Annotated in this window: 22 protein-coding genes; 14 read left to right on the forward strand and 8 right to left on the reverse strand. The window is 47.6% G+C overall.

From position 1 onward, the window contains the following. Positions 1 to 73 precede the first annotated feature (73 nt). From NYE29_RS21140 to NYE29_RS21160, 5 genes are all read left to right on the forward strand, one after another. A complete protein-coding gene (locus NYE29_RS21140) occupies positions 74 to 775 on the forward strand; it encodes a response regulator transcription factor (protein ID WP_340897348.1) in 702 nt (233 codons plus the stop codon). Then, complete coding sequence (locus NYE29_RS21145; protein WP_340897349.1) at positions 772 to 2,001, forward strand: sensor histidine kinase; 1,230 nt, start codon at positions 772 to 774, stop codon at positions 1,999 to 2,001. Before NYE29_RS21140 ends, NYE29_RS21145 begins: the two co-directional genes overlap by 4 nt. A 64-nt stretch (positions 2,002 to 2,065) precedes the next feature. Next, positions 2,066 to 2,761 (forward strand): ABC transporter ATP-binding protein, encoded by a 696-nt coding sequence (locus NYE29_RS21150; protein ID WP_340897350.1) that lies wholly within the window; start codon positions 2,066 to 2,068, stop codon positions 2,759 to 2,761. After that, positions 2,745 to 5,105, forward strand: a complete 2,361-nt coding sequence (locus NYE29_RS21155) for an ABC transporter permease (RefSeq protein WP_340897351.1) — start codon at positions 2,745 to 2,747, stop codon at positions 5,103 to 5,105. The genes NYE29_RS21150 and NYE29_RS21155 overlap by 17 nt, the downstream gene beginning before the upstream one ends. A gap of 139 nt (positions 5,106 to 5,244) precedes the next feature. Next, positions 5,245 to 6,690: an amino acid permease gene (locus tag NYE29_RS21160; protein WP_340897352.1), complete on the forward strand. Its 1,446-nt coding sequence runs from the start codon at positions 5,245 to 5,247 to the stop codon at positions 6,688 to 6,690. On the opposite strand, the gene NYE29_RS21165 is transcribed toward NYE29_RS21160, so the two are convergent. The 4 genes from NYE29_RS21165 to NYE29_RS21180 all read right to left on the reverse strand — a co-directional run bounded on the left by NYE29_RS21165 (position 6,687) and on the right by NYE29_RS21180 (position 9,867). Next, on the reverse strand, positions 6,687 to 7,319 hold the full coding sequence (locus NYE29_RS21165) for a LysE family transporter (RefSeq protein ID WP_340899768.1): 633 nt from the start codon (positions 7,317 to 7,319) through the stop codon (positions 6,687 to 6,689). The two genes, NYE29_RS21160 and NYE29_RS21165, sit on opposite strands and share 4 nt — an antisense overlap. Positions 7,320 to 7,454: 135 nt before the next feature. Next, on the reverse strand, positions 7,455 to 9,122 hold the full coding sequence (locus tag NYE29_RS21170) for a ribonuclease J (RefSeq protein WP_445322213.1): 1,668 nt from the start codon (positions 9,120 to 9,122) through the stop codon (positions 7,455 to 7,457). Between the two features lie 242 nt (positions 9,123 to 9,364). Next, the gene (locus NYE29_RS21175) at positions 9,365 to 9,586 is read right to left on the reverse strand and encodes a hypothetical protein (protein ID WP_076108951.1); all 222 of its coding nucleotides are present in this window, start codon (positions 9,584 to 9,586) and stop codon (positions 9,365 to 9,367) included. Further along, the gene (locus tag NYE29_RS21180; protein ID WP_038594678.1) at positions 9,538 to 9,867 is read right to left on the reverse strand and encodes an RNA polymerase sigma factor; all 330 of its coding nucleotides are present in this window, start codon (positions 9,865 to 9,867) and stop codon (positions 9,538 to 9,540) included. Before NYE29_RS21180 ends, NYE29_RS21175 begins: the two co-directional genes overlap by 49 nt. Positions 9,868 to 10,058: 191 nt before the next feature. Between NYE29_RS21180 and NYE29_RS21185 the strand changes: the two genes are divergently transcribed. Beyond that, positions 10,059 to 10,268, forward strand: coding sequence for a hypothetical protein (locus tag NYE29_RS21185; protein WP_076108952.1), 210 nt, complete (start codon positions 10,059 to 10,061; stop codon positions 10,266 to 10,268). A 123-nt stretch (positions 10,269 to 10,391) separates the two neighbouring features. Here NYE29_RS21185 and NYE29_RS21190 read toward each other — a convergent pair whose 3' ends face one another. Continuing rightward, entirely contained in the window at positions 10,392 to 10,823 is a 432-nt protein-coding gene (locus tag NYE29_RS21190; protein WP_340897356.1) for a hypothetical protein, read from the reverse strand. Between the two features lie 180 nt (positions 10,824 to 11,003). On the opposite strand from NYE29_RS21190, the gene NYE29_RS21195 reads away from it, so the two are divergent. Further along, entirely contained in the window at positions 11,004 to 12,605 is a 1,602-nt protein-coding gene (locus NYE29_RS21195; RefSeq protein ID WP_340897358.1) for a sigma-70 family RNA polymerase sigma factor, read from the forward strand. Positions 12,606 to 12,711: 106 nt separating this feature from the next. Here NYE29_RS21195 and NYE29_RS21200 read toward each other — a convergent pair whose 3' ends face one another. Next, on the reverse strand, positions 12,712 to 13,647 hold the full coding sequence (locus NYE29_RS21200; RefSeq protein WP_340897360.1) for an aldo/keto reductase: 936 nt from the start codon (positions 13,645 to 13,647) through the stop codon (positions 12,712 to 12,714). 190 nt (positions 13,648 to 13,837) lie between these two features. Here NYE29_RS21200 and NYE29_RS21205 point away from each other — a divergent pair, with 190 nt between their 5' ends. The 7 genes from NYE29_RS21205 (at position 13,838) to NYE29_RS21235 (ending at position 21,636) form a co-directional block, all read left to right on the forward strand. Then, positions 13,838 to 14,149 carry a hypothetical protein gene (locus tag NYE29_RS21205; protein WP_076108955.1) on the forward strand — a complete coding sequence of 104 codons (312 nt, stop codon included), beginning with the start codon at positions 13,838 to 13,840 and terminating at the stop codon, positions 14,147 to 14,149. A gap of 213 nt (positions 14,150 to 14,362) precedes the next feature. Then, entirely contained in the window at positions 14,363 to 15,421 is a 1,059-nt protein-coding gene (locus NYE29_RS21210; RefSeq protein ID WP_038600267.1) for a FecCD family ABC transporter permease, read from the forward strand. Positions 15,422 to 15,423: 2 nt separating this feature from the next. Then, complete coding sequence (locus NYE29_RS21215; protein WP_340897362.1) at positions 15,424 to 16,458, forward strand: FecCD family ABC transporter permease; 1,035 nt, start codon at positions 15,424 to 15,426, stop codon at positions 16,456 to 16,458. A gap of 47 nt (positions 16,459 to 16,505) precedes the next feature. Further along, a complete protein-coding gene (locus NYE29_RS21220; protein ID WP_340897364.1) occupies positions 16,506 to 17,546 on the forward strand; it encodes an NAD(P)/FAD-dependent oxidoreductase in 1,041 nt (346 codons plus the stop codon). Positions 17,547 to 17,752: 206 nt separating this feature from the next. After that, entirely contained in the window at positions 17,753 to 19,324 is a 1,572-nt protein-coding gene (locus NYE29_RS21225) for a spore germination protein (protein WP_340897365.1), read from the forward strand. Then, a complete protein-coding gene (locus NYE29_RS21230) occupies positions 19,314 to 20,522 on the forward strand; it encodes a Ger(x)C family spore germination protein (protein WP_340897366.1) in 1,209 nt (402 codons plus the stop codon). Before NYE29_RS21225 ends, NYE29_RS21230 begins: the two co-directional genes overlap by 11 nt. A gap of 16 nt (positions 20,523 to 20,538) precedes the next feature. Continuing rightward, complete coding sequence (locus tag NYE29_RS21235) at positions 20,539 to 21,636, forward strand: GerAB/ArcD/ProY family transporter (protein ID WP_076108960.1); 1,098 nt, start codon at positions 20,539 to 20,541, stop codon at positions 21,634 to 21,636. A gap of 4 nt (positions 21,637 to 21,640) precedes the next feature. Here the strand turns inward: NYE29_RS21235 and NYE29_RS21240 are convergent, their stop codons facing one another. Continuing rightward, positions 21,641 to 21,868 carry a hypothetical protein gene (locus tag NYE29_RS21240; RefSeq protein WP_340897367.1) on the reverse strand — a complete coding sequence of 76 codons (228 nt, stop codon included), beginning with the start codon at positions 21,866 to 21,868 and terminating at the stop codon, positions 21,641 to 21,643. A 184-nt stretch (positions 21,869 to 22,052) separates the two neighbouring features. Then, positions 22,053 to 23,060, reverse strand: a complete 1,008-nt coding sequence (locus tag NYE29_RS21245; protein ID WP_340897368.1) for an ABC transporter substrate-binding protein — start codon at positions 23,058 to 23,060, stop codon at positions 22,053 to 22,055. Between the last annotated feature and the right edge of the window lie 32 nt (positions 23,061 to 23,092).

Genomic DNA, 23,092 nt, shown 5'->3' on the forward strand with positions numbered 1-23,092 from the left:
TTATGCAACTTCTGTACAACTTTGGGGTGCATGGGTTTTACACTGATCGGGAAGAATCACCGGAGGAGGAGTAATGAATAACAAAATTTTACTTTTGGAAGATGATATTAGCTTAGTGGATGGATTGAAGTACTCTTTAAAACGTAACGGCTTTGAAGTTGATATCGTCCGTACCAAAAAAGAAACTATAAGCCTCCTGCCCAAGATCAATACATATGATTTATTGATTTTTGATGTAACTTTACCGGACGGAACAGGCTTTGAAATTTGTGAAAAAGTGCGGAAACAAGGAAATCAGATTCCTATTATATTTCTAACCGCCTCTGATGAAGAAGTGAATGTCATTCGGGGTCTGGACAGTGGCGGGGATGATTATGTAACAAAGCCGTTTAAGCTAGGTGAATTATGTTCCCGAATTCGGGCTTTATTGCGTCGAACCAGCGTATTAAACCAAAATAATCATGCTGTTATCGAGTGTGGCGATGTTTCAATCGATTTTTTGGGAAACCGTGTTCAGTTGAAAGGAAGAACTCTGGATTTAACAAGTGTAGAATACCGTCTGATATGCTTGTTAATAAGAAATGCTAACAGGGTAACAACTCGCAACAATATTTTGAATGAGCTATGGGACAGTTCAGGGGACTTTGTGGACGATAATACGCTTTCCGTTTATGTACGGCGGCTTCGTGAAAAAATTGAGGTTGATCCATCTCACCCTGAGCATTTAATAACGATTCGTGGATTCGGCTATCAATGGAACGAGGTATCTGTATGAACCTTTTTCGTGACAACCAAATAAAATATTATATTATCTTTCTTTTTTCTTTTTCTTTGCTGATTTTTCTTTCCGGCATGGGATTAATCGCAGTACAGGAAAAGGCCATACAGAATTTATTCTTATCACATGATAAAGCAATTGTAACTTCTCTTTTAGAACAGGGCATTTCGAAAGATGTGATTGCCAAAGCAGTTACAAATACCGTCAGTAGCCAAGAGGGAACGGCTTTGCTTGTTAGTATTGGTATAACAGAACATACCTCTATAAGATTTTTACCCTTTATTGCTGAGTTTCAGCGGATATCAGGGTATTTCATGCTGCCTGTAGGAGCGTTTCTATCTATATTGCTTTTTGGTGGGACATTTATTTTCTTATGGAAAAGGGAGCAGCTTTATCAGCGAGCGGCAAAGGTGATTACCCGCTTTACTGAGGGGGATTTTTCTTGCCGCATGCCTCAAATGAGTGAGGGGACGCTCTACCGTCTCTTTGCTTCTTTAGACCAACTTGCTACGAGATTACAGTCGAAAAATGAAGCTGGGCAGAAAGCAAAAAAGTTTTTGAAAAATACAATTTCAGATATATCGCATCAGCTGAAAACACCACTTGCCGCTCTTACCATGTATCACGAAATCATTTCCGATGAACCCGATCATATTAAAACTGTCATAGAGTATTCTGAAAAGACAGGGTTGGCGCTAAGGCGTATGCAACAGCTTATTCAAGCCATGCTGAAAATTACCCGCTTAGACGCCGGCAGCATTGTCTTTGAAAAGGAAAGCTGTCGTATATCAGAATTGGTTTTACAGGCTATCGGTGAATTAACAACACGGGCATCCAGTGAGGGAAAAGAAATTATTATAGACGAATCCTCGGAAGAAACGATCATTTGTGATAAGCAATGGACGAGCGAAGCGATTGCGAATATCGTGAAAAACGCTTTGGATCATACGGATTCTGGAGGAGAAATCCATATTTCTTGGAACCGAACCCCTGCCATGCTCCGCATATTGATATCCGATAATGGTTCGGGAATTCCTCCGGAGGATTTACATCATATCTTCAAGCGCTTTTACCGCAGTAAGAAATCTTTGGACACGCAGGGAGTTGGATTAGGGTTGTCACTGACAAAATCCATTGTTGAGGGACAGGGCGGCATTATCTCTGTTCAAAGCACTTTGCATGAGGGAACTACTTTTATCCTTTCTTTCCTTACGGAATCGTAAGCTGTTATTCACCCGATTGTAAGGTGAGCCTGTTATTCTTTTCAGGAAAGGAGGTACTTGAAATATGGAAATTTTAAAAGTACAGCATATATCTAAAACCTACGGCAAAGGTGAAAATCATGTGAATGCCTTAAAGGATGTTTCCTTTACATTGGAGCAGGGAGAGTTTGCGGCTGTAGTCGGTGAATCCGGATCAGGTAAAAGTACATTGTTAAATTGTATCGGAGCCTTGGATACTCCTACCTCAGGAAATATCTATATGGATGGCAAAGATTTGTTTTTGATGAAAGAGGAACAGCGCACCATTTTCAGGCGGCGCAATATCGGCTTTGTGTTTCAGTCTTTTCAGCTTGTTGCAGAATTGACTGTGGAGCAAAATATTATGTTTCCGATTCTTCTGGATTACCGCAAGCCGGAGCAATCGGCAGTGAATGAGATTTTAGAAGTTTTAGGACTGAAAGAGCGCCGTCATCACTTGCCAAGCCAATTATCCGGCGGACAGCAGCAGCGTGTTGCAATTGGACGGGCGCTGATTACAAGACCTAAATTGATTCTTGCTGATGAACCCACCGGAAATCTGGACAGCAAAAACAGTCAGGATGTGATTGATTTACTGGTTAAGGCATCACGCCACTACCAACAAACAATTCTAATGATTACACATAACAATAATCTGACTAATTCAGTAGACCGTGTACTGCGTGTTTCAGATGGTGTGCTGACGGATCTGGGAGGGAAAGAGAATGAAAAGTTATCTTGACCTTGTTCCCATCTCAGCCAAAGTCCATAAAAGACAGAACAGAATGTCTGTATTCTGCATTGTTTTAGCGGTGTTTTTAGTTACAGCTATTTTCGGTATGGCTGATATGTTTATACGCAGCCAAATTATGCAGGCCCGTATAGAGGACGGTAATTGGCATGTAATGGTTCGAAACATAAACGAAGAACAAGCAAACCTAATTTCTGCACGGCCGGAAGTAACTGCATCTTCTTGGTATGGTGTCCTCAACTTCAGGGGAGATCAGGGCTATACTGTATCGGGAAAAAACGTGGTCGTTTTTGGAAGCGAAGAAAGCTTTGTAACAGAAATGCAAACGGATGAAATTCAGGATGGAACATTTCCCCAAAAGGACAATGAGGCCATGATAACAGAAAATGCAAAGACGATGCTTGGATTGCAAATCGGAGATGCCATTTCAGTCAATGCGCCTGATGGAGCAAGTTATAGATTTATGATCTCCGGCTTTATAAAAAATGCATCTAAAACAATGAAAGAAGATTCCTATGCGGTTAGCTTGACTACCAAGGCGTTTCGTTCCCTGTATCCCGGAGTCACGAATGGTAAACCAGCCGATTATAACAGTGTATTTTGTGTGCAGTTTTCTACTCATAGCAATATACGCAATACGATTGCCGATATGAAGTCTCAGTTTGGACTTTCAGACGAACAGGTTTCGGAAAACACGAAACTGCTGGGCTTACTTGGTCAAAGCGGGAATTCTTTTATGATGCAAATCTATAGCTCCGCTGCTGTTCTGTTTTTATTAGTTTTACTGGCAGGCATTATGATGATTGCAAGCAGTCTCAACAGCAATGTCGCACAGCGTACAGAATTTTTTGGAATGATGCGCTGTATCGGTGCGACACCAAAGCAGGTGATGCGATTCGTCCGCAAGGAAGCCCTCGGCTGGTGTAAATTCGCAATTCCGCTTGGCATTTCAACAGGAGCCGTTGTCATTTGGATCTTGTGCGCCTTACTTCGTTTTCTCAGTCCTGAATATTTTGCCGAGATGCCAGCCTTTGGCATAAGCTTACCAAGTATCGTGGCCGGTATCTGTGTAGGCATCCTGACGGTTCTTCTGGCTGCTCGTTCCCCAGCAAAAAGAGCAGCCAGCGTTTCCCCGTTAGCAGCTGTATCAGGGAATGCAAATTCTTTACAGCCTGTGCGCAAAGCCGCTAATACTACATTTATTAAAATTGATACCGCCCTTGGTTTCCATCATGCAAAAGCAAGCAAAAAGAATTTTGTTTTGATGGCAGGTTCCTTTTCCCTGAGTATCATTCTTTTTCTCGCCTTTTCAGTCACGATTGACTTTATGCACCATACACTTACACCGTTGAAGCCGTGGACACCGGATTTATCTATTATCAGCACTGACAATACCGGTTCGATCAGCAACACCTTGTTAGAAAAATTCCAGAAAAATCCGGCGATCAAACGAGCATACGGACGAATGTTTGCCTATGACGTGCCAGTTACGGTGAACGGGGAAGAAAAAAAGGTTGATCTGATTTCTTATGAAAAGAACCAATTTGAGTGGGCAAAGGACTATTTGCTGGAGGGTTCTTTGGATACCGTTCAAAACGAGAACAATACCGGACTGATTGTTTTTGAACAGCAGAATACCGTGAAAGTTGGAGATACGGTGACGTTACACACAGAAAATCATTCTGCGAATATAAAAATTGTGGGCTCGCTTTCTTCCAGTCCTTTTAACAATGCCCCTGATGTTGGAACGATTATCTGTTCTGAGAACGCTTTTCGGCAGCTGACCGGCCAAACGGGTTATACGATTATAGACTTGCAGTTGTCTAAGAACGCGACGGAAGCTGATATCGATGAAATTCATAAATTAGTTGGTACAGAGGTTATCTTCTCTGATGAACGCTCAGGCAATCGCAGCGTAATAGGCACTTATTACTCCTTTGGATTGTTTATCTATGGGTTTATGGCTTTGATTGCTTTGATTACCATATTCAATATCGTAAACAGTCTTGCAATGAGCGTTTCGTCTCGCATGAAACAATATGGCGCATTTCGTGCCATCGGTCTAAGTAATCGGCAGCTAATAAAAATGATTATTGCTGAGGCTTCAACCTATGCAATCACAGGAAGTATCTGCGGCAGCGTTGTCGGGTTAATGCTGAATAAGTTTCTGTACGCAAGGCTGGTAACCTTTCACTGGGGTGAACAATGGAGTATTCCATTTGCAGAAATTTCCATCATAATAGCAATCGTCCTTTTCTCCGTTGTCTTAGCTGTACGAGGCCCAGTAAAACGCATCCGCGAGATGTCTATTGTAGATACCATCAGCGCACAATAATAAAGGAGGCAATGAGGTTATTGGCTTTATGCCAAAGGGCTGAGCGGAATAAAAAATGGAGTTCATGAAATTCAGCACATAGGGGAATCTAGAGAATGGAGAGAACTCTCTAATTCCCAAAGTGATGAGGACGAAATTCATGAACCAAGCTTCCGGTAATACCGAAGAAGACAAAAAATTGAAATGGTGGCAGCTGAGTTTGCTGGGAGTTGCGGGCACCATTGGTACAGGGTATTTTTTGGGCTCGGGACTGGCGATCTCCATCGGCGGACCAGCGGTGCTGTTTGCCTACATCCTTGCAGCTGTTGGAACCTATGTAGTCTTTGATGCCTTGTCTCAAATGACGGCAGAACACCCGGAGCAGGGCTCTTTTCGATCCTATGCCAAAAAAGCGTTCGGAACCTGGGCCGGGTTTGGCAGCGGCTGGGTATATTGGTTCTCGGAGCTGCTGATTATGGGGAGCCAATTGACGGCTTTGTCTATATTCTCACGCTTCTGGTTTCCGGCCGTACCGATGTGGATTTTTGCAGCCGGGTTTGGCGTCGTGAGCTTGTGCATTGTTTTCTTTGGCAATAAGGGGTTTGACCGGGTGGAGAATGTGCTGGCTGTCATCAAGATAGCGGCAATTCTGATGTTCCTGGTGATTGCGGCTGCTCTTCTGGCAGGCTGGATAGGGGGTGGGAAGTATGCCCCTAAACTCCCGCTCAGTTATCCTGCATTGTTTCCTGCCGGGGGGATAGGCTTATGGTCGGCCTTTATTTTTGCTTTCTATGCCTATGGCGGCATTGAGGTACTCGGCATTATGTCCAACCGGCTCCAAAAACCCGAAGAGGCACCGAAAGCAGGTAAGGTGATGCTGCTGGCATTGACTACAGTATACGTCTTGTCTATTGGGCTTGCCGTAACGATGGTTCCCTTAAGCGCCTTTAATCCGAAGGAAAGTCCCTTTGTGCTGGCGCTCAGCAGTGATCATCTTGCTTTTGTGCCTCATCTGTTTAACGGAGTATTGATTATTGCCGGTTTTTCCACAATGACTGCCTCGCTTTATGCGATAACTTCGATGATGATCACGCTTGCGCAGGAAGGGGACGCTCCCCGGCTATTTGCAAAGAAATGGAAGGATAAGTATCCGTTCTTTGCCTTGTGTCTGATTGCTGCCGGTTTAGTTGGTGCCATCGTGATGGCGCTGTGGTTGCCGGGGAAGGTGTATGAATATATCACGACAGCTGCGGGGCTAATGATCTTGTACAATTGGGCTTTTATCCTGTTATCGTCAGGCAGGCTGCTACAGCCAAGCAAGTTAAGCGGGGTAAAACGCTGGATCGGGTTGCTGCTGATCGGGGCAGCGGCAGCGGGCACTCTGTTTCATGCACTCAGCCGTCCAGGCTTCTACATCAGTCTGCTGATTCTATCGCTGATCGCGCTCAGTGATTGGATCGTCCAGCGGGTTCAGAAGAAACAAGCAGCCAGTTCCGCTGGCACCAACGCTCATGAAGATAAACTATCGAATGAACACGAAGCCATGCGAGGCAGCAATCCTAAGTTTCGCATTACAGGCATCAGGCTGCGGAAGAGTAAACTTTAGTAGAAGAACAGCAGCTGAACAGCCTGTACGCCAAAATAAAAACCAAAACCAACCAGCGACAGGCCGGACAAGACGGAAATCCCCTTTAAGACCCGTGCGGTCATCACTCTGCGAAAGATGCTGGAGGCTGCGGCCATGGATACATCCCAAACAAGAATCCCCATTACGATAGCTCCACTGTACATTAATAACTGCTGCATTGGATATTCATTGGCTGCTTTAGCAAGAATGGATCCGTAAATCCCGAGCCAGAACAGAATCGAGAGCGGATTAAATAAAGACATCAGAAACCCGGACAGATAGGACTTTGACAGGGAAGTTTCGCTTCCTCTCATTTCAGCTGCGGAGATTACGCCTGCATTTTTGATGCTCTCCACACCTGTATAGACCAGAACAAAGAAACCGAATAACCATAAGAAGGCTTTCACAAAAGGAGCCTCAAGCAAATGGATAACGCCAAAATAAACCAGCAGCATATAAATGATATCTGCACTGATCGCCCCTAGACCGACAACCCAGGCGTGCCAGAAGCCTCCGCGAATCCCCTTGTCCAGCTGCGCGGCATTAATCGGGCCGATAGGAGCCGAAAGTGACAACCCAAGAAAAATATAACCTATAAATACATTAATCAGGACCTCCCCCTTTATATTTAGCTTATTCTTATAATGTTGTTTATAGGACAACCAAAACGAAGGCCCGCAAAGAGCGCGGGCCTTCGTTATATCCTGAACTATTGAAGCTTTCACATGACTGTGTGATCATAACTACACTTCAATAATGATCGGAAGAATCATCGGACGGCGTTTTGTTTTGTCGTACAGATATTTGCTCAAGGCATCTTTAAGCGTCTGCTTCATAATATTCCATTGGCCCAGATCCCCTTTGCTCATTTTCTCCAGGGTTGCTGCGATAAACTGATTGATCTCTTCCATTAGATTGTCTGAATTCCGTACATAAATGAAGCCTCGGGATATCGTGTCAGGGGCGCTCAGCATCCGGCCATCCGTTTGGCTAAGGGTAATGACAGTGATTAACACACCATCCGCAGACAATTGGCGGCGGTCCCGCAAGACCACATTGCCGATGTCGCCGACTCCCAGGCCATCCACAAATATTTGCCCGGCGGGAACCCGTCCCGATTGACGGACAACCCCTTCCAGGGTTTCAACGACTTCACCGTTTTTCAAGATAAATATGTTGTCCTCCTTAACTCCGACTGCTTCTGCCAAGAGGCTATGATGATGAAGCATGCGGTATTCTCCATGAATCGGAATAAAGTATTCAGGCTTCATTAGGGTAAGCATCAGCTTCAATTCCTCCTGGCTGCCATGCCCGGATACATGAAGCTCACTCTTTGATCCGTAGATGACCCTTGCGCCGAGCATATACAGATTATCAACAATCCTGGATACATTACGTTCATTGCCCGGGATCGGATTGGCAGCGAGAAGAACGGTATCCCCGGCTCCAATTTCCATCAGCCTATGGCTGGAGTTGGCCAAACGGGACAATGCTGCCATGGGCTCCCCTTGACTACCTGTGCAAAGAACTGCTATCTGTTCTGGAGGAAGCTTCGCAGCTTCCGCAGGTTCTACCAGCATCCCGTCCGGGATGTTCAAATAACCCAGTTCCTGGGATACGGAGACCACATTTACCATACTCCGGCCAAGTAAGGTGAGCTTACGTCCGGTAAGGATAGAAGCATCTACAATTTGCTGCAGACGGTGCACATTGGAGGCGAAGGTGGAGACAAATATTCTGCGGTCCGCTTTTTGAAAAGCTTCTTCCATATGGGCGCCTACAAGCTGCTCAGACGGCGTGAATCCAGGGCGTTCGGCATTCGTACTCTCGGAGAGCAGAATTTTAACACCGTTTTTGCCGATGTCGGCCATTTTATGTATGTCCGGATATTGTTTATTGACAGGCGTCATATCGAACTTGAAGTCGCCCGTATGGACAACCGTTCCTTCAGGAGTATCAAAGACGACCCCGAGACAATCAGGAATGCTGTGGTTGGTACTAAAAAAGGTTGTCGTAATGGAACCGAAGGTGAGGCTCGACTCGGCATCAATGCAATGCAGGCTGGTTTGGCGGAGCAGACGATGTTCCTTAAGCTTGTTCTCAATTAACCCCAGTGTCAGACGGGAGGCATAGATGGGGATATTTAATTGTTTGAGCAGGTAGGGAATCCCTCCGATGTGGTCCTCATGCCCATGAGTTACAATCAGTGCTCTTAACTTGTCGACATTATTCAATAAATAAGTAACATCTGGAATGATAAGGTCAATGCCAAGCAGACTCTCATCCGGGAATTTAGAGCCGCAATCGATAACAAGGATGTCATCGGCGTATTGCAGGAAATACATGTTCTTACCAATTTCATGAACACCACCTAAGGCTGCAATCGATAACCTTTTATCTGACATTTTTATATTCCCTCCTTATTAGAATCCTCTATATTATGTTTAGAGTCTTTAATAACTATCCATCTTTTCGGCAGGTGAGTTAGGATAACACAGAACAAAAATAAAGCTGCGTTCCTCGTAACATGACGGAGAACGCAACTTTATGTCTGAATGGATCCAAATGAATCGTAATACGGCCTTCCTTGCAGCAATCTGCTCGTGAGGAGCATGGTGCAGTTGAATAATCTAGTAAACGTATTCCAAGCGTATTAAACTTGCTTTTCGCTATGGATTAATTCCAGAAACTCAACGATAATTTCGGAGGTCACATCTTCCGCCGGCAAATGTATAAATTGACTTAGCCGGAGAATGACCGGCTTGTACAGCTCAATCAGTTGAAGCGTGGCTTCAGGGTCTTTGTTTCTGACCTCGTTCAGCAAATTTAAAAATTCGCGATCTGGGATAGGCGCTGAATCAGCTTCCTTTTCCATTTGTGCACCCCCTGTTGACTGATGTTGAGTTGGCGAGCGACTTCAGCTTCCGTCAAACCTTCCAAATAGATTTTTTGCAAAATGGATCGCTCGTATGGGGACAGCATACTGATCAGCTGTTCCGCAGCGATTTTGTTATCTGAAGATTCTGTGAATGAAGGGACGGCAAGCTTGTCATCGTAGCTGTTCTCTTGTCGCTTGATCTTCTTTGCCCGATATTGCAGCCTCCAGCCAATACGGTATATTTCGGTTTTATAGCGGTTATATTCACTCTGCTGCACACCAACACTCCCCTTTCTACTATTTAACGTTTATGTATATAGGGAACTTTTAAGAGGGAAATAACAACCAAAAAAGGAACGTGTGTTCCTATATATTATACACGTTTTCCAATTTAATGGAATCGGTTGTAAAACAAAGCCCGAAATTTCCCTTCAAGTAAAACGTCGGTTTAGGAAGGGAGGGGAGATTTATGGACATTGCAGATGTTGTCAGCTTGATTACTAATGTGGGCTTTCCGGTCACACTCTGCTTTATTCTGATTCGTTATGTACTGGAAACGGTAGGAGAGAAGCTGGATAAACTGGATGCTTCGCTTCATCAGCTCACCCAGGCTATTCAAACTCTGGAAGGCACAGAAAAGGCGGTAGAGTTCAAAAGTGTTAAATCTAAGCAAGTTTGACAAGCGTATCGCTTCAGCACAAAAAGCTTCCCACAAGAGGAAGCTTTTTGCCTTGGACTGTAAACCTGCTAATCATTGATGATAGGTTAGCGTATAATATGATTTAGAAAATTGAGGATTCCATTAGCCACCGATCGCCATCGCGCTAAAAACAACAGGACCGACAACAAATGCTGTGGAGTTATTATCCTGATTTTCGACAATCAGCTGATAATTTTGTGTTCCGGCAGGAACATTGATATCCACCATATGCAGGCTTATGATCCCATCATCGTTAAAGTCTTCTTCATATTCTGCCAGCGCATAGAAAATTTCAACACCTGCACGCCAAATGCGGATCAGAATATTCGGGAAATCACCGAGATTGGGAACATCGATACCAATGGTAGCTTTCAATTCCACCTTGTTCGGAAAATGGGCAGGATTTGCGGGATCAATAAACACCGCTACTCCTGCAATCTGCACGCCCGCAGGAGAAATTGGGATCAATGTAGAAATCCCTCCTGTAATTGGTGTTATTACAGTAGCATTATAATCCAAAAGAGTTTTTACCATTTCAAATCACCCCCTTCGGTCTACATCATCTTATGTGTGACGCTGAATTCGGAGTGTGTGGTTGTCTTAATGAATATGCTCATTTTTAGTAGATTAAGTGAGTAGTGAGGTTGTTTTAGCCCCTGCACCAAGATCGTTGTAACCTTTCTTCCTGAAGATGGCACCTATAGTTAAGAACATGTGAAAAGAGGATCGAAAGTGATGCGGCAATGGGTTGAAGAGGCACAACAAGAGAATTCAGAGGCGTTCGGGCAGTTAATGCGGCATTTTCGCGGTATGGCTTATGCTGTAGCTTACGACATGCTGAAAGATGTACATCTTGCTGAAGATGTTGTGCAGGAAGCGTATATTGAAGCTTATTTGAATCTAGGAAAGCTGCAGGAGCCGGCTGCGTTTCCGGGATGGTTCAAGACGATTGTCGTAAGGCAGTGCCAGCGGAGTCTGAGACGTAAACGACATATATTGCTGCCTCTTGATGATGCCCTGCACCTCTCGGAAAAGTCGCCGGGCGTTGCGGAAATTGCCGAGCGCAGAGAAGGGGAACAGCTGCTGCAGAGAACGGTTGCGGCGTTGTCTGCGAAGCTGCGGGTGCCCATGCAGCTGTTTTATTATTATGGTTATTCCCTTCAGGAGATCTCTGATTATCTGGGGATTCCGGTTTCGGCGCTAAAGAAGCGGCTGTATGATGGGCGGCGCAAGCTGAAGGGAGCTCTTCCCGTTGCCGATCTCGCCTCCATGTTCAACTATCTATATGAAGGAGGCAGAAATATGCTGCATATTGTGAACGGAGACAGTGTGGGTGAAATGCTGAAGCAGGGAATTGTCCGGGGCGAGGTGCTGGTCTGGCGGGAAATCTATTCCGCCGGTCCGATATTCGTGAACCCGGCAGGCTCCAGTGAACGGATACAGCGGGCCGGGGTTCTGGAGAAGACATTAGGCATTCCTTCTACAGAGTATATAGCAGGCTGCGAGGCACAGGAGGCGAAGCTTCGCGAATTCAAACGTTATGATGAAGTAGTACTGTGGTTTGAGCATGACCTGTTCGACCAGAGCATGCTTGCTTATCTGCTGCACTGGTTCAAGGGACAGAAGCTTGGCAGTACGAAGCTGAGCCTGCTCTGCATTGGTGAATTTCCGGGGATTGAGCTGTTTCACGGTCTTGGCCAGCTGACTCCGGCGCAGCTTGGAACATTGTCTGGAACCTGGCAGGGCATCGGGCGCAAAGAAATGGAACTGGGCAGCGATCTTTGGCGAGCCTATGCGTCTCCCGATCCTGGAACGATGGCTGCTCTGCTGGAGGAGAGAAGGGGAGAACTTTCGGCATCTGCGCTGCCCTTTGCCTATGAAGCATTCAAAGCCCATCTCTCAAGGCTTCCTTCGGTTCATAACGGCCTGGGCATCGTAGAAGAGACTACGCTTCAGGCTGTCCGCCATGGCGCGCTTACACCGATGGAACTGTTCCCTCTGGTTTCCGACAAGCTGCACCGGCTCGGCATGGGTGATCTTGATTTTGGCCGTTATCTGCACACTCTGGTGTATAACCCGCAGCCTCTGCTGACTATAGAGGGAGCAGAGGGAAATACGGATTTCCGGCAGATTGCGGAATTTTGGGGCCGCCGGGTTGCCATCACCGAGCTTGGTGAGCGGATACTTGACGGGTTAGCAGACCGGGTAGAGGTTCAAGGCCTAGACGAATGGTACGGCGGGCTGCATCTGGAGGGTCACACCGTTCCATGGCGCTGGGACAGCTCCTCCGGCAGTTTGGTCCGGTCTGAATTGTAAGCTCCTCAGGGATGCAGAAATGGGCGCGGGCCAGTCCTATAAAGTTGTAGCCGCTTGCAGATTGACAAAGAAGACCTGAGGGATGCCCTCAAGGTCTTCTTTGTGATTACCAACCCAGCTTCTGGTCTCTAATCTCCGTTATCCAGAGATCCTGAAGCTTCTTGACGTGAGCTTCAGGCATCGCTGCTGCGCTGGCCGATATATTCTCAATCAGTTGGGCACTGTTCCGTACACCGGGGATGACGGTTGTGACTTCAGGATAGGCCAGGATGAATCTCAGAGCGGCCATCGTCATCGTCGTTTCTTCATTGGTTATGAATTTGATTTGCTCCAGAAGTGTTGCACGCTTACGGATCACTTCCGGCGACCAGCGGCTGCGCACACCTTCGAAGCTGCTCTGGCTGTTATATTTGCCGGACAGCCAGCCGGAGTCGAGTGGGACCTTGACAATAATGGCGATATTGTTATCCTGGGCACGCTTGAACGCTTCGGCAGTCTCCTGATAAAAGATATTAAACATCACTTCCAGCACACCGATGTTCGTATGCTCGATAACTTCCAGCATTTCCGGGATGGAATCGACAGAAACGCCGTAGGTGAGGATTTTACCCTCGGATTTTAATTTCTCCAGTTCATCATAATGTCCGTGTTTCCCATCCAGCATGTCAAAAGGCGGATTATGGATCAGCACGGAATCGACATAGTCAGTTTGCAGCCGCTGCAAGCTGACTTCAACCGAGGCCCTGATTTGATCCGCGCCATAATTCGAGCTGCCGTCCGCCTGATGTCCGAATTTCGTATTGATGACAGCATTCCTGCGTTTGCCGGCTAGAGCCTTCCCAAGCAGCTCTTCGCTTTTGCCAAGTCCATAATTGGGAGCGGTATCAAAAAAGTTCATCCCTCTCTCCAAAGCTTCATGCACCAGGCGCACCGCCGCATCCTCCTCCATGGCTTCCCAATCCTGTCTGTTGCCCAGCTGCCATCCGCCGAAGCCGATTTCGGATACGGGTTTACCTGTACGTCCATAAGTTCTTGAGTTCATCATATTCACTCCCTATAGGATTGATCAATGGTTCATATACTTAGCTGCTCATATTTCCAGAAGATTATATTATATTACTAGAATATTGCAATACTGGACACAGATATTTCCTAAGGCATGCAAAGAGCCTGTGAAACATAGGATTGTATAAGAGCTGTCTCCATTCAACTGCAGCAGGAGGGATTGGTGTATGGACGGGAAGATGAGTGCAACCATTATGCAGATAGACGCTCTTGCAACCGATATCATTGTACCTTTACGCAGAAAAATTATTAATGAGGCCGGATTTATGCGGCTGTATGCCGTTCTGGAAGAGGTTTATGTGTTGATTGAGCACGAAAGGCAGATTGACAGGGAGCTGGCGGCCATTTTATTCCTGATTTATTCACAGCTTGTGACCCAGGCTAATTATGTGTATGACAAAAGCACTTTTGTGCCTCATATCGGCAAAATGCAGGGATACATCCGCAAAATATTTGGCGGCACGCTGCAAAATGACTAGTCCCAAGGTACAGGAAATCTCCGTTATCCGTCCTATTATCAAGGAGAGATAACGGGGATTTTGTGTTATTTAGGGCCAAAACTTGTCATTTTAACGGAGATTAGAGGTTTTTGAGCGGTGTGCTTTCATTTGTCCATTGCCAAACAACGCCATTTTCATTTACAATATTACAATGATAATGAGAATCAATTTCATAGAAAACAGGTGACTTTAATGAATCAACAGGCAACGGCCAGCAAAGGGCTAATCCAGGGGAGAGATCCGGTGAAGTTCCGTTCACGCCCATGGGCAGCAACGCTGATATTGGTCGGCGGTCTGATTGCATTAGCACTAGGCATTGCGCTTTCGGTCTCGTTCGGAGCCAAAGACATTAACTTTTCTGTAGTGTGGACCGCTGTGTTTCACTTCAATCCGGATATTACGGATCATCAAATTATCCGCGAGCTGCGGCTGCCGCGCGTGCTCGGCGGGGCCATGGTAGGTGCCAGCTTTGCGGTGGCAGGAGCGATTATGCAGGGGATGACCCGCAACCCGCTCGCGGATTCCGGACTGATGGGCATAAACTCTGGAGCGGGGTTTGCGCTTGCACTCTGCTTTGCATTCTTGCCGAATTTACCGTTCATGTATCTGATTTTATATGCATTTGTCGGAGCCGGGGCCGGGGCGGCAATTGTGTATGGTATCGGGTCCATGGCCAAGGGCGGCCTTACACCTGCCCGCCTGGTACTGGCCGGAGCGGCCTTCAGTGCGCTGCTCTCTGCGCTCAGCGAAGGCGTAGCTTTATATTTTCAGATTGGACAAGATCTGGCTTTCTGGTATGCAGGAGGCGTAGCCGGTACGAAGTGGATTCAGCTCAAAATTATGTTTCCCTGGATCGGCGGGGCGATTATAGGAGCCCTCATTTTATCCCGTTCCATCTCTATGCTCAGCCTGGGTGAGGATATCGCCAGAGGCCTAGGGCAACGGACGGGTCTGGTCAAATTGGCCGGTGCATTAATCGTGCTGATTCTTGCCGGCTCCTCGGTAGCAGTAGTCGGAGCAGTGGGCTTTATTGGACTGATCATTCCCCATCTGACGCGTTATCTTGTAGGGGTGGATTATAGGTGGATTATCCCTTGTTCCGCTATTCTGGGCAGTCTGCTGGCTGTATTTGCCGATCTGACCGCCAGAATGATCAATCCGCCGCAAGAAGTGCCCCTGGGCGCTATCATTGCGTTAATCGGTGTGCCTTTCTTTCTGTATTTGGCCCGCAAAGAAAGAAGGGAGCTGTAGCCATGCAGAGAACAACAGCTTTATCCTATGAATCTACCAGACGCAGACGCGGACTGACCGTTCTGGCTGTGATATTCGCATTAATCGTACTCGTGTTTATTATCAGTGTGAATACAGGATACATACGACTTACTCCTATGGAACTGCTGAACACATTGCTCGGCAAAGGTACGGACAAGCAGGAGCTGATCCTGTTCGACTTCCGTCTGCCGCGCATCGTGATCTCCGTTCTGATCGGAGCGGGACTTGCCGTTTCCGGAGCGGTCATGCAAGGCGTTTTCCGCAATGATCTGGCCGATCCCGGCATTCTCGGCATCAACGCCGGAGCCGGTCTGATGGTTATGCTGATGGTTTCTTTTTATCCGTCGACGACTGCTGCACCGGTATACCTGCTGCCGCTGGTTGCTTTTGTCGGAGCGGGGCTGACTGCGGCCTTGATTTATATGCTTGCGTATAAGCGGTATCAGGGGATATCTCCGATCCGCCTGCTTCTGACCGGCGTAGCAGTTGCAGCCGGAATCAGCGCAGCTATGATTGTGCTGACGCTGCGTCTTGATCCTGATAAGTATCAATTTGTCGCTACCTGGCTGGCGGGCAGCATCTGGGGGACCAGCTGGAAATTTGTGCTTTCCCTGCTCCCCTGGATTGTGATTCTGCTGCCCTATGTGATCTACAAAGCCCGGGTAATGAATGTACTTAATCTGGGCGAGCAGACAGCCACCGGCCTTGGAGCCGCTGTTACCAGAGAGCAGTTCAAGCTGCTCGCAGCCGCAGTCGGACTCGCAGCTTCTAGTGTCGCTGTCAGCGGCGGGATCGGTTTTGTCGGCCTGGTCGGCCCGCATTTAGCCAGACGTCTGGTGGGTCCGAAGCATCAGCTGATGCTTCCGGCTTCCGCGCTGCTAGGTTCCCTGCTGGTTATCACCGCCGATACGATCGGCCGCTGGATATTGCAGCCCTCGGAGATTCCTACAGGTATCGTGGTTGCTGTTATAGGTGCCCCTTATTTTCTCTATTTGCTGGCCCGGACGAAGTCTTGATAGAGACCAAAAATACTCAAGCCAAAAACATATACGGAGGGAAATAAATGAGCAATCAACTGGAATTATACGATGTAACGATCATTGGCGGGGGACCCGCAGGTATGTATACAGCATTTTATAGCGGCATGAGAGATTTGAAGACAAAGCTGATTGAAGCCAAGGAAGAGCTTGGGGGGAGAATGCTCATTTATCCCGAGAAAATGATCTGGGATGTGGGTGGAGTGACCCCGATCCTCTGCGGCCAATTGATTAAACAGCTGGAGGAGCAGGCCCGGACTTTCGATCCGACCATTGTTCTGGGGCAGCAGATTATTGCTCAGGAGCGGCAGGAGGACGGAACCTATATTCTGACTTCGAATACAGGCGAACAGCATTGGACGCGTACGATCATTCTGGCGATCGGCTATGGTATTCTGCAGATGGCGAAGCTGGAAATTGAAGGGGCGGACCGCTACGAGGTTACGAATCTGCATTATACAGTGCAAGAGCTGGAGCCGTTCCGCGGCAAAGCGGTGCTGATCTCCGGCGGTGGCGACTCGGCAGTAGACTGGGCCAACGAGCTTGAAGGTATTGCAGCCAGCGTAACTATTGTGCACCGCAGAGAGCAGTTCGGCGGACATGAGAAGAATATCGCGCGGATGAAGGCTTCCTCCGTAGAAGTACGCGTGCCGTTTGCGGTAAGCCAGCTGCACAGCAGCAATGGAGAGACGATCGACCAGGTGACGATCACCCATATTGAATCCGGGGAAACAGAGCAGTTTGCGGTGGACGCGGTAATTGTGAACCATGGTTTAAAAAGCGATTTCGGGCCACTCAAGGAATGGGGCCTCGATATGGGCGACTGGTGCGCCAATGTCAGCGGGCGGCTGGAGACGAATCTGCCCGGTATCTTCGCCGCAGGCGATTTTGTAGATTACAGCAGCAAGGTCCGCCTGATTGCCGGCACCTTTACCGATGCCGTTCTGGCTTTGAACAGTGCCAAGCTGTATATGGATCCCGATGCACCCAAAGCAGCCTATGTCTCCTCGCATAATGACCGCTTCAAGGAAAAGAACAAGGCGCTTGGCGTAAGTGATGAACACTAGCATATAACATAATGATTGATAAATATGGCTGTCCCAAAGTAGAAGAATCTACGGCGGGGCAGCTTTTTCTGTTTCCGCATGGATAAATTCAGTAATGAAGAATGAAGGATCAGCGGCTGTAAAGCTTCATGCAGCATCTCACACATTCCATAACCTGCATAAAAAGAGAGTGGCAAGCGAATAGTAACAGGCAGGAGGTGCCGAAGATGGCTAAACGCAACCCAGAACCCAAGCCCGCCGGGGCGCATGAAGGCAGCACTTCAAGCCCCCCGCTCTCCTTAAGCCTAGAGGATAACGTTAAAGTGATAAGGTCCAGACTTGGAAACAGCCCGGATCTGATTATACGCGAGTACGAAACAACAGATAATGCCAACCAGATGGCTGCAGTATACATCAGCGGCATCATCGACAAGGAAAGGGTAGAAGAGTTCATAACCCATGCCTTTTCGTTTGGAATTCTAAGCGAAAAGACGTCTGATGAACAGACAATCTTGGACTTGTTCGCCTATGTGCAAGAAAAGGCGCTCACTATCGGCAAAGAAAAGCTCATTAAGGATCTGAACAGTCTTCTGGAAGCCCTCATGTCGGGAGACACGGTATTGCTGTTCCATGGTCTGAAGGATGCCATCAGCCTAAGTACAAGCGGCGGTGAAAGCAGAGCTGTCACGGAAGCCGCAACCCAGGTAGCCATCCGCGGCTCCAAGGAGAGCTTTACGGAATCTCTTGGTACGAACATTGCCCTTGTGCGCAGAAGAATCAAGAGCCCTGATCTATGGATCGAGACAATGACCCTTGGGGCTGTAACTAAAACCGATGTCACCATGATGTATATTCACGGACTAGCCCCGGAAGAGACACTGCAGGAATTCAGGAAGAAGCTTCAGGCGATCCACGTAGATTCTATTCTGGAATCAGGATATATTGAGCAAATGATTGAAGAGAACAGGTTCTCTCCTTTTCCGACGATGTACAATACAGAACGGCCGGACAGCGTGGCCGGAAATCTGCTGGAAGGCAGAATAGCTTTGTTTGTGGACGGGACTCCTTTTGTGCTGATCGCGCCTACAACCTTTCTTATGTTTTTTCATACAGTTGAGGATTACTATCAGCGGTATGATATATCGACATTAATCCGTTTACTGAGATTACTCTGCCTGGTGATTTCCTTATTTGGTCCAGCCGTTTTTGTTGCAGCACTGAATTTTCATCAGGAGATGATCCCCACACCCCTGCTGATTAATCTGGCGTCCCAGCGGGAAGGCGTGCCCTTTCCCACGTTCGTTGAGGCGCTGATGATGGAGGTTACCTTTGAGATCATCCGCGAAGCCGGCATTCGGATGCCTTCTCCCATCGGTCAAACCGTCTCGATTATTGGGGGTCTGGTTCTGGGACAGGCGGCCGTGCAGGCCGGGATTGTGTCTCCCGCCATGGTTATTGTGGTTTCATTAACGGGGATCTCCAGCTTTGCCACGCCTTCCTTTAATATGGCGTTGTCCATACGCGTACTCCGCTTTGTTATCATGTTTATTGCTGCTTTTATAGGTCTTTACGGCATAGCCATTATCAGCCTGATGCTGGTTGCCCATATGTGCTCCTTGCGTTCCCTGGGTGTTCCTTATCTCTCCCCAATCGCTCCGTTTGCGCCGGGTGATCAGAAGGACGTCATATTACGGACACCTTTGCATTTCATGAAGACCCGTAAACGTTTGATCAACCGCAGTAGTACTGAATCCGGCCAGACCGGTCAGAACCGGCAGGGAAATAACAATGAGAACTAAAATGCCGGTTCTGCTGACGGTTTGGTTGATCCTATCTCTGATCCTCACAGGATGCTGGAACAGCAGAGAATTAAATGACCTTGCCATTGTGAGCGGTATCGGAATTGATCTAACGGCAAACAACGGGGAATTCCGGGTTACCTTTCAGGTGGTTAATCCGTCGGCTTCGTCTACAAGTATGGGGTCCGGGAACGGAATGCCTGCGGTTACTGTCATTTCTGCAAGCGACCGGACAGTATTCGGGGCATTGCGCAAAGCCTCCAAGCGGGCGACGCGTCAGCTGTTTTTTGCCCATTCTCAGCTCGTTGTTGTGGGTGAATCGCTGGCCAGAAGCGGAATTGAAGGCTTGTTCGATATTTTTGAACGATCACATGAACTTCGCCTGAACTCGCCGGTGCTGATTTCCAGAAATTCAGATGCCGCATCTGTACTCAAGATTTTGACGACGCTGGAAAGTCTGCCCTCCATGGGGGTGGTCAAAAAGATGCAAAATACCTCCAGAGTATACGGAGAGAACCGGAACATGAATGTATTCGAGATCATTAACGGGATCACGGGGGAAGGGGATTTGACGATTAACGGTCTGCGCCTTATAGGGGATCCGTCCGATGGGATGAAGAAATCCAGCCTCGAACAATCAGAAACGAAGGCAGGAACAATAATGAGCGGACTGGGTGTCTTTAAAGACGATAAGCTGATTTATTGGATGGACGGGCCTGCGGCGAGGGGCACTCAATGGGTGCTTAATAAAGTCATAGAAACTAATATTGACATCGCCTCTGCTAATAAAGATGAGGATATTGCCGTCAATGTGTTCTACTCGAAGACCACTGCCAAGGTTGAAGTCAGGAACGGTATACCGGTCTTTCATCTGCATATTCGTGAGGAAGGCATTATAAATGAAACGGGAAGCTACGTGGATTTGAGCCTCAAGGAAGAAATTGTGAAGCTGGAAGCTGAACTGGAGGAGAAAACCAAGGAGGAAGTAGAACTGGCTGTACGAACCGCGCAAGCGTCTCAAACCGACATCTTTGGTTTTGGCAATGAACTGAAGCGTACCGATCCGGCGATCTGGGATAAGTTAGGGAAGGAATGGAGCACCGCCTTTGCACGAGGAGAATTGGATATTCAGGTTGAAGCTTATATCCGCAGCACCGGGATGAGGTTGAAGCCTTACATGGCTCCAGAAAAAGAATGAATGGGTGAGCAGATTCATGAGAAAAGAAGCTATCGGGCCGATTCAATTATTCTCCATGATGGTACTGTTTGAACTGGGGACGGCGATTGTGGTACCCATTGGGCTGGAAAGCGGACATGCCGTCTGGCTGTCGATCCTGATGGCTCTGCCCGGGGGGATTCTCTTATATTGGATTTACGTCGATTTGTATCTTCAATTTCCCAATATGATTATCAGCGGATACACACAACAAATTCTCGGCAAATGGATCGGCTGGCCGCTGAGTTTGCTGTTTCTTCCCATACTGCTCTATAACGGCTCCCGGAATCTGCGGGAAGCAGGAGACCTCCTCATCTCGGCTTCATACGACAGGACGCCTGTGTTTATCATTAATTCAATTATGGTAATCGCCGTAATGTATATTCTATACAAGGGGATCGAGGTGTTCGCAAGAACGTCAGAGATCTACTTTTTTATCACCATCCTTATGGGTTTGCTCTGCAACTTTGTAGTCATTGCGGCAGGGCTGACTAAGTTCAAGAATCTGTTTCCGATTCATGCCGGGGAATGGATGGAAGCACTGCGCTCCGCTTACCCGAGCATATGGATTTTCCCTTTTGGCGAACTTGTCTGCTTCACGACGATACTTCCTCATCTCAACAAAACGCGGAAGGTCAGGAAGACAGGAATCGCCGCTATTCTTTTAAGCGGATTTCTGCTCAGCTTCACGCATGCTGTTGAGATGTCGGTGCTTGGAACAGACATTTACAGCCGCACAACCTTTCCGATGTTTACGACCATTACGCTTGTCAATGTGGCCAACTTTATTCAACGCCTGGATGCTTTTGTCATCCTGACCCTGATTATTGGCGTGTTTTTCAAAATGTCGATTTATTGCTATGCGGCTGTCATGATTGCGGCGGATTTATTTAAGGTTAAGGATACGCGCAGGCTGGTCATCCCGGTAGGGGTTGTGGTATTGTTCACTTCGTTTGTCAGTGCGGAGAATTACCCTGTTCATATGAAAGAAGGCAGCGTTTTTCTCAAAAATATTCTGCCCTTTCTGTGTGCTGTCATCCCGATTGTGCTGTTTCTTGTGAACAGGCTGCGGCGCAGATTCGGACTGTACCGGTAAATTATTATTTCTGCGGAGCTCTGTTCCGTTTGATAAAGCCGGCGATTGCGGCAACAATGGGCAGAGCGGCAAATACAACCATGATGAATGCTTCCTGCAGGGCAGTGGTTGCAAATACGTTATAAAAGGAATGCATCGACATCGCGAGGCTGGTGCCTGACAACAGATCGACAATTACCAACAGCGAAAATGTTAAAAAAGCTAGCAGAAAATAGATCCATAGAACCTTCATCCGGTTGTCCTCCTTGGCGGCAAGTGCTTGAAAAGTATTGCTCTTTCGGGAACTGTAGACTAGAGGTATTATCTCCATTTCTGGGTGCGGTTAATCAGACTGCCTCCTGTATACTCCGGGCTGCGGAAGCTGGCCATAAAAAAACCGGCAGACCAGCCAATCAAGGCTAATCTCCGGCTTGTGCTTATTGTCCTTTAGTCAGCCAGTCCGCCAATTCCTCAGTCTGGGACAATACGGCAATGGGGTCATAATACCACGAACGTTCCTCTTTCCAGACATAGAGATGATCGTTTTTTACTGCAGGGAGATTGCCCCAAATAGGATCATCTTTGAAGTCCTGAACGGTGTAGTTATTATCGGTCACGATGAGATAATCCCCTGCGTACTTGTTAAGCACCTCTGACGATAATTCCGCCCACTGCTTCTCCATGATTTCGGCGGCGACTTCGGTTGGAGGCTTGCGGCCCAGCGCCTGATAGATCGGCTGTCCGCCCCGTCCGAAATTGTCCCCGTAGACCCAGGTGGTTTTTTCTGAATGCTCCAGGATACTGAAGGTTGCATCTGCAGGAATGGCTGCATCTACCTTAGCCTTAGCAGCTGCGATATGTTTGTCGTATTCGGCCAGCCAATCCTTTGCTTGCTGTTCTTTGCCCAGCAGCTCACCGAAATAAGTCAGTTCCTGATGAGCATCTTTTAGATCCCCGTAAGGTACAATGACCGTTGGCGCGATTTGGCTTAAAGCCTCATAGCTGTCGGCATTGCCGGAGATAATCAGGTCCGGATCCAGCGCGATGATTTTCTCGGGCGACATTTTTCCGTAGGTTCCGGTATCCGCCACACCTGTAAGGGATTCCTTGTAGTACATATTTTGCAGCGTCAGGCCAGGAGCGCCGACGGGAATGGTGTCCAGTGCAATCAGGCTGCCCAGATATTCCTCGGCAACGATCCGCTTCGGCTGAACGGGGATTTCAATATCGCCGCTTACAGTTGTCACTGTTTTGAACGATGCCGGTGCAGTTGTTTCTGCAGGCTGCTGTGAAGGTGCCGGAGCTTCGGCAGCACTTCCTGAATTAGTTGCAGAGCCAGTGCTCTGGTTGCTGCCACAGGCTGAGACCAGAAGAGTCAGGGTCAAGAGCAGCGGGTAGACGAGCCAGCGCTTCCTGGAGTTGCTGTTATGTTGCTGGTTAATCAACTTATAGGCCTCCTTATGTAGAACGATTATCA

It is taken from the genome of Paenibacillus sp. FSL M7-1046 (assembly GCF_038007405.1).
Lineage (GTDB): Bacteria > Bacillota > Bacilli > Paenibacillales > Paenibacillaceae > Paenibacillus_AQ.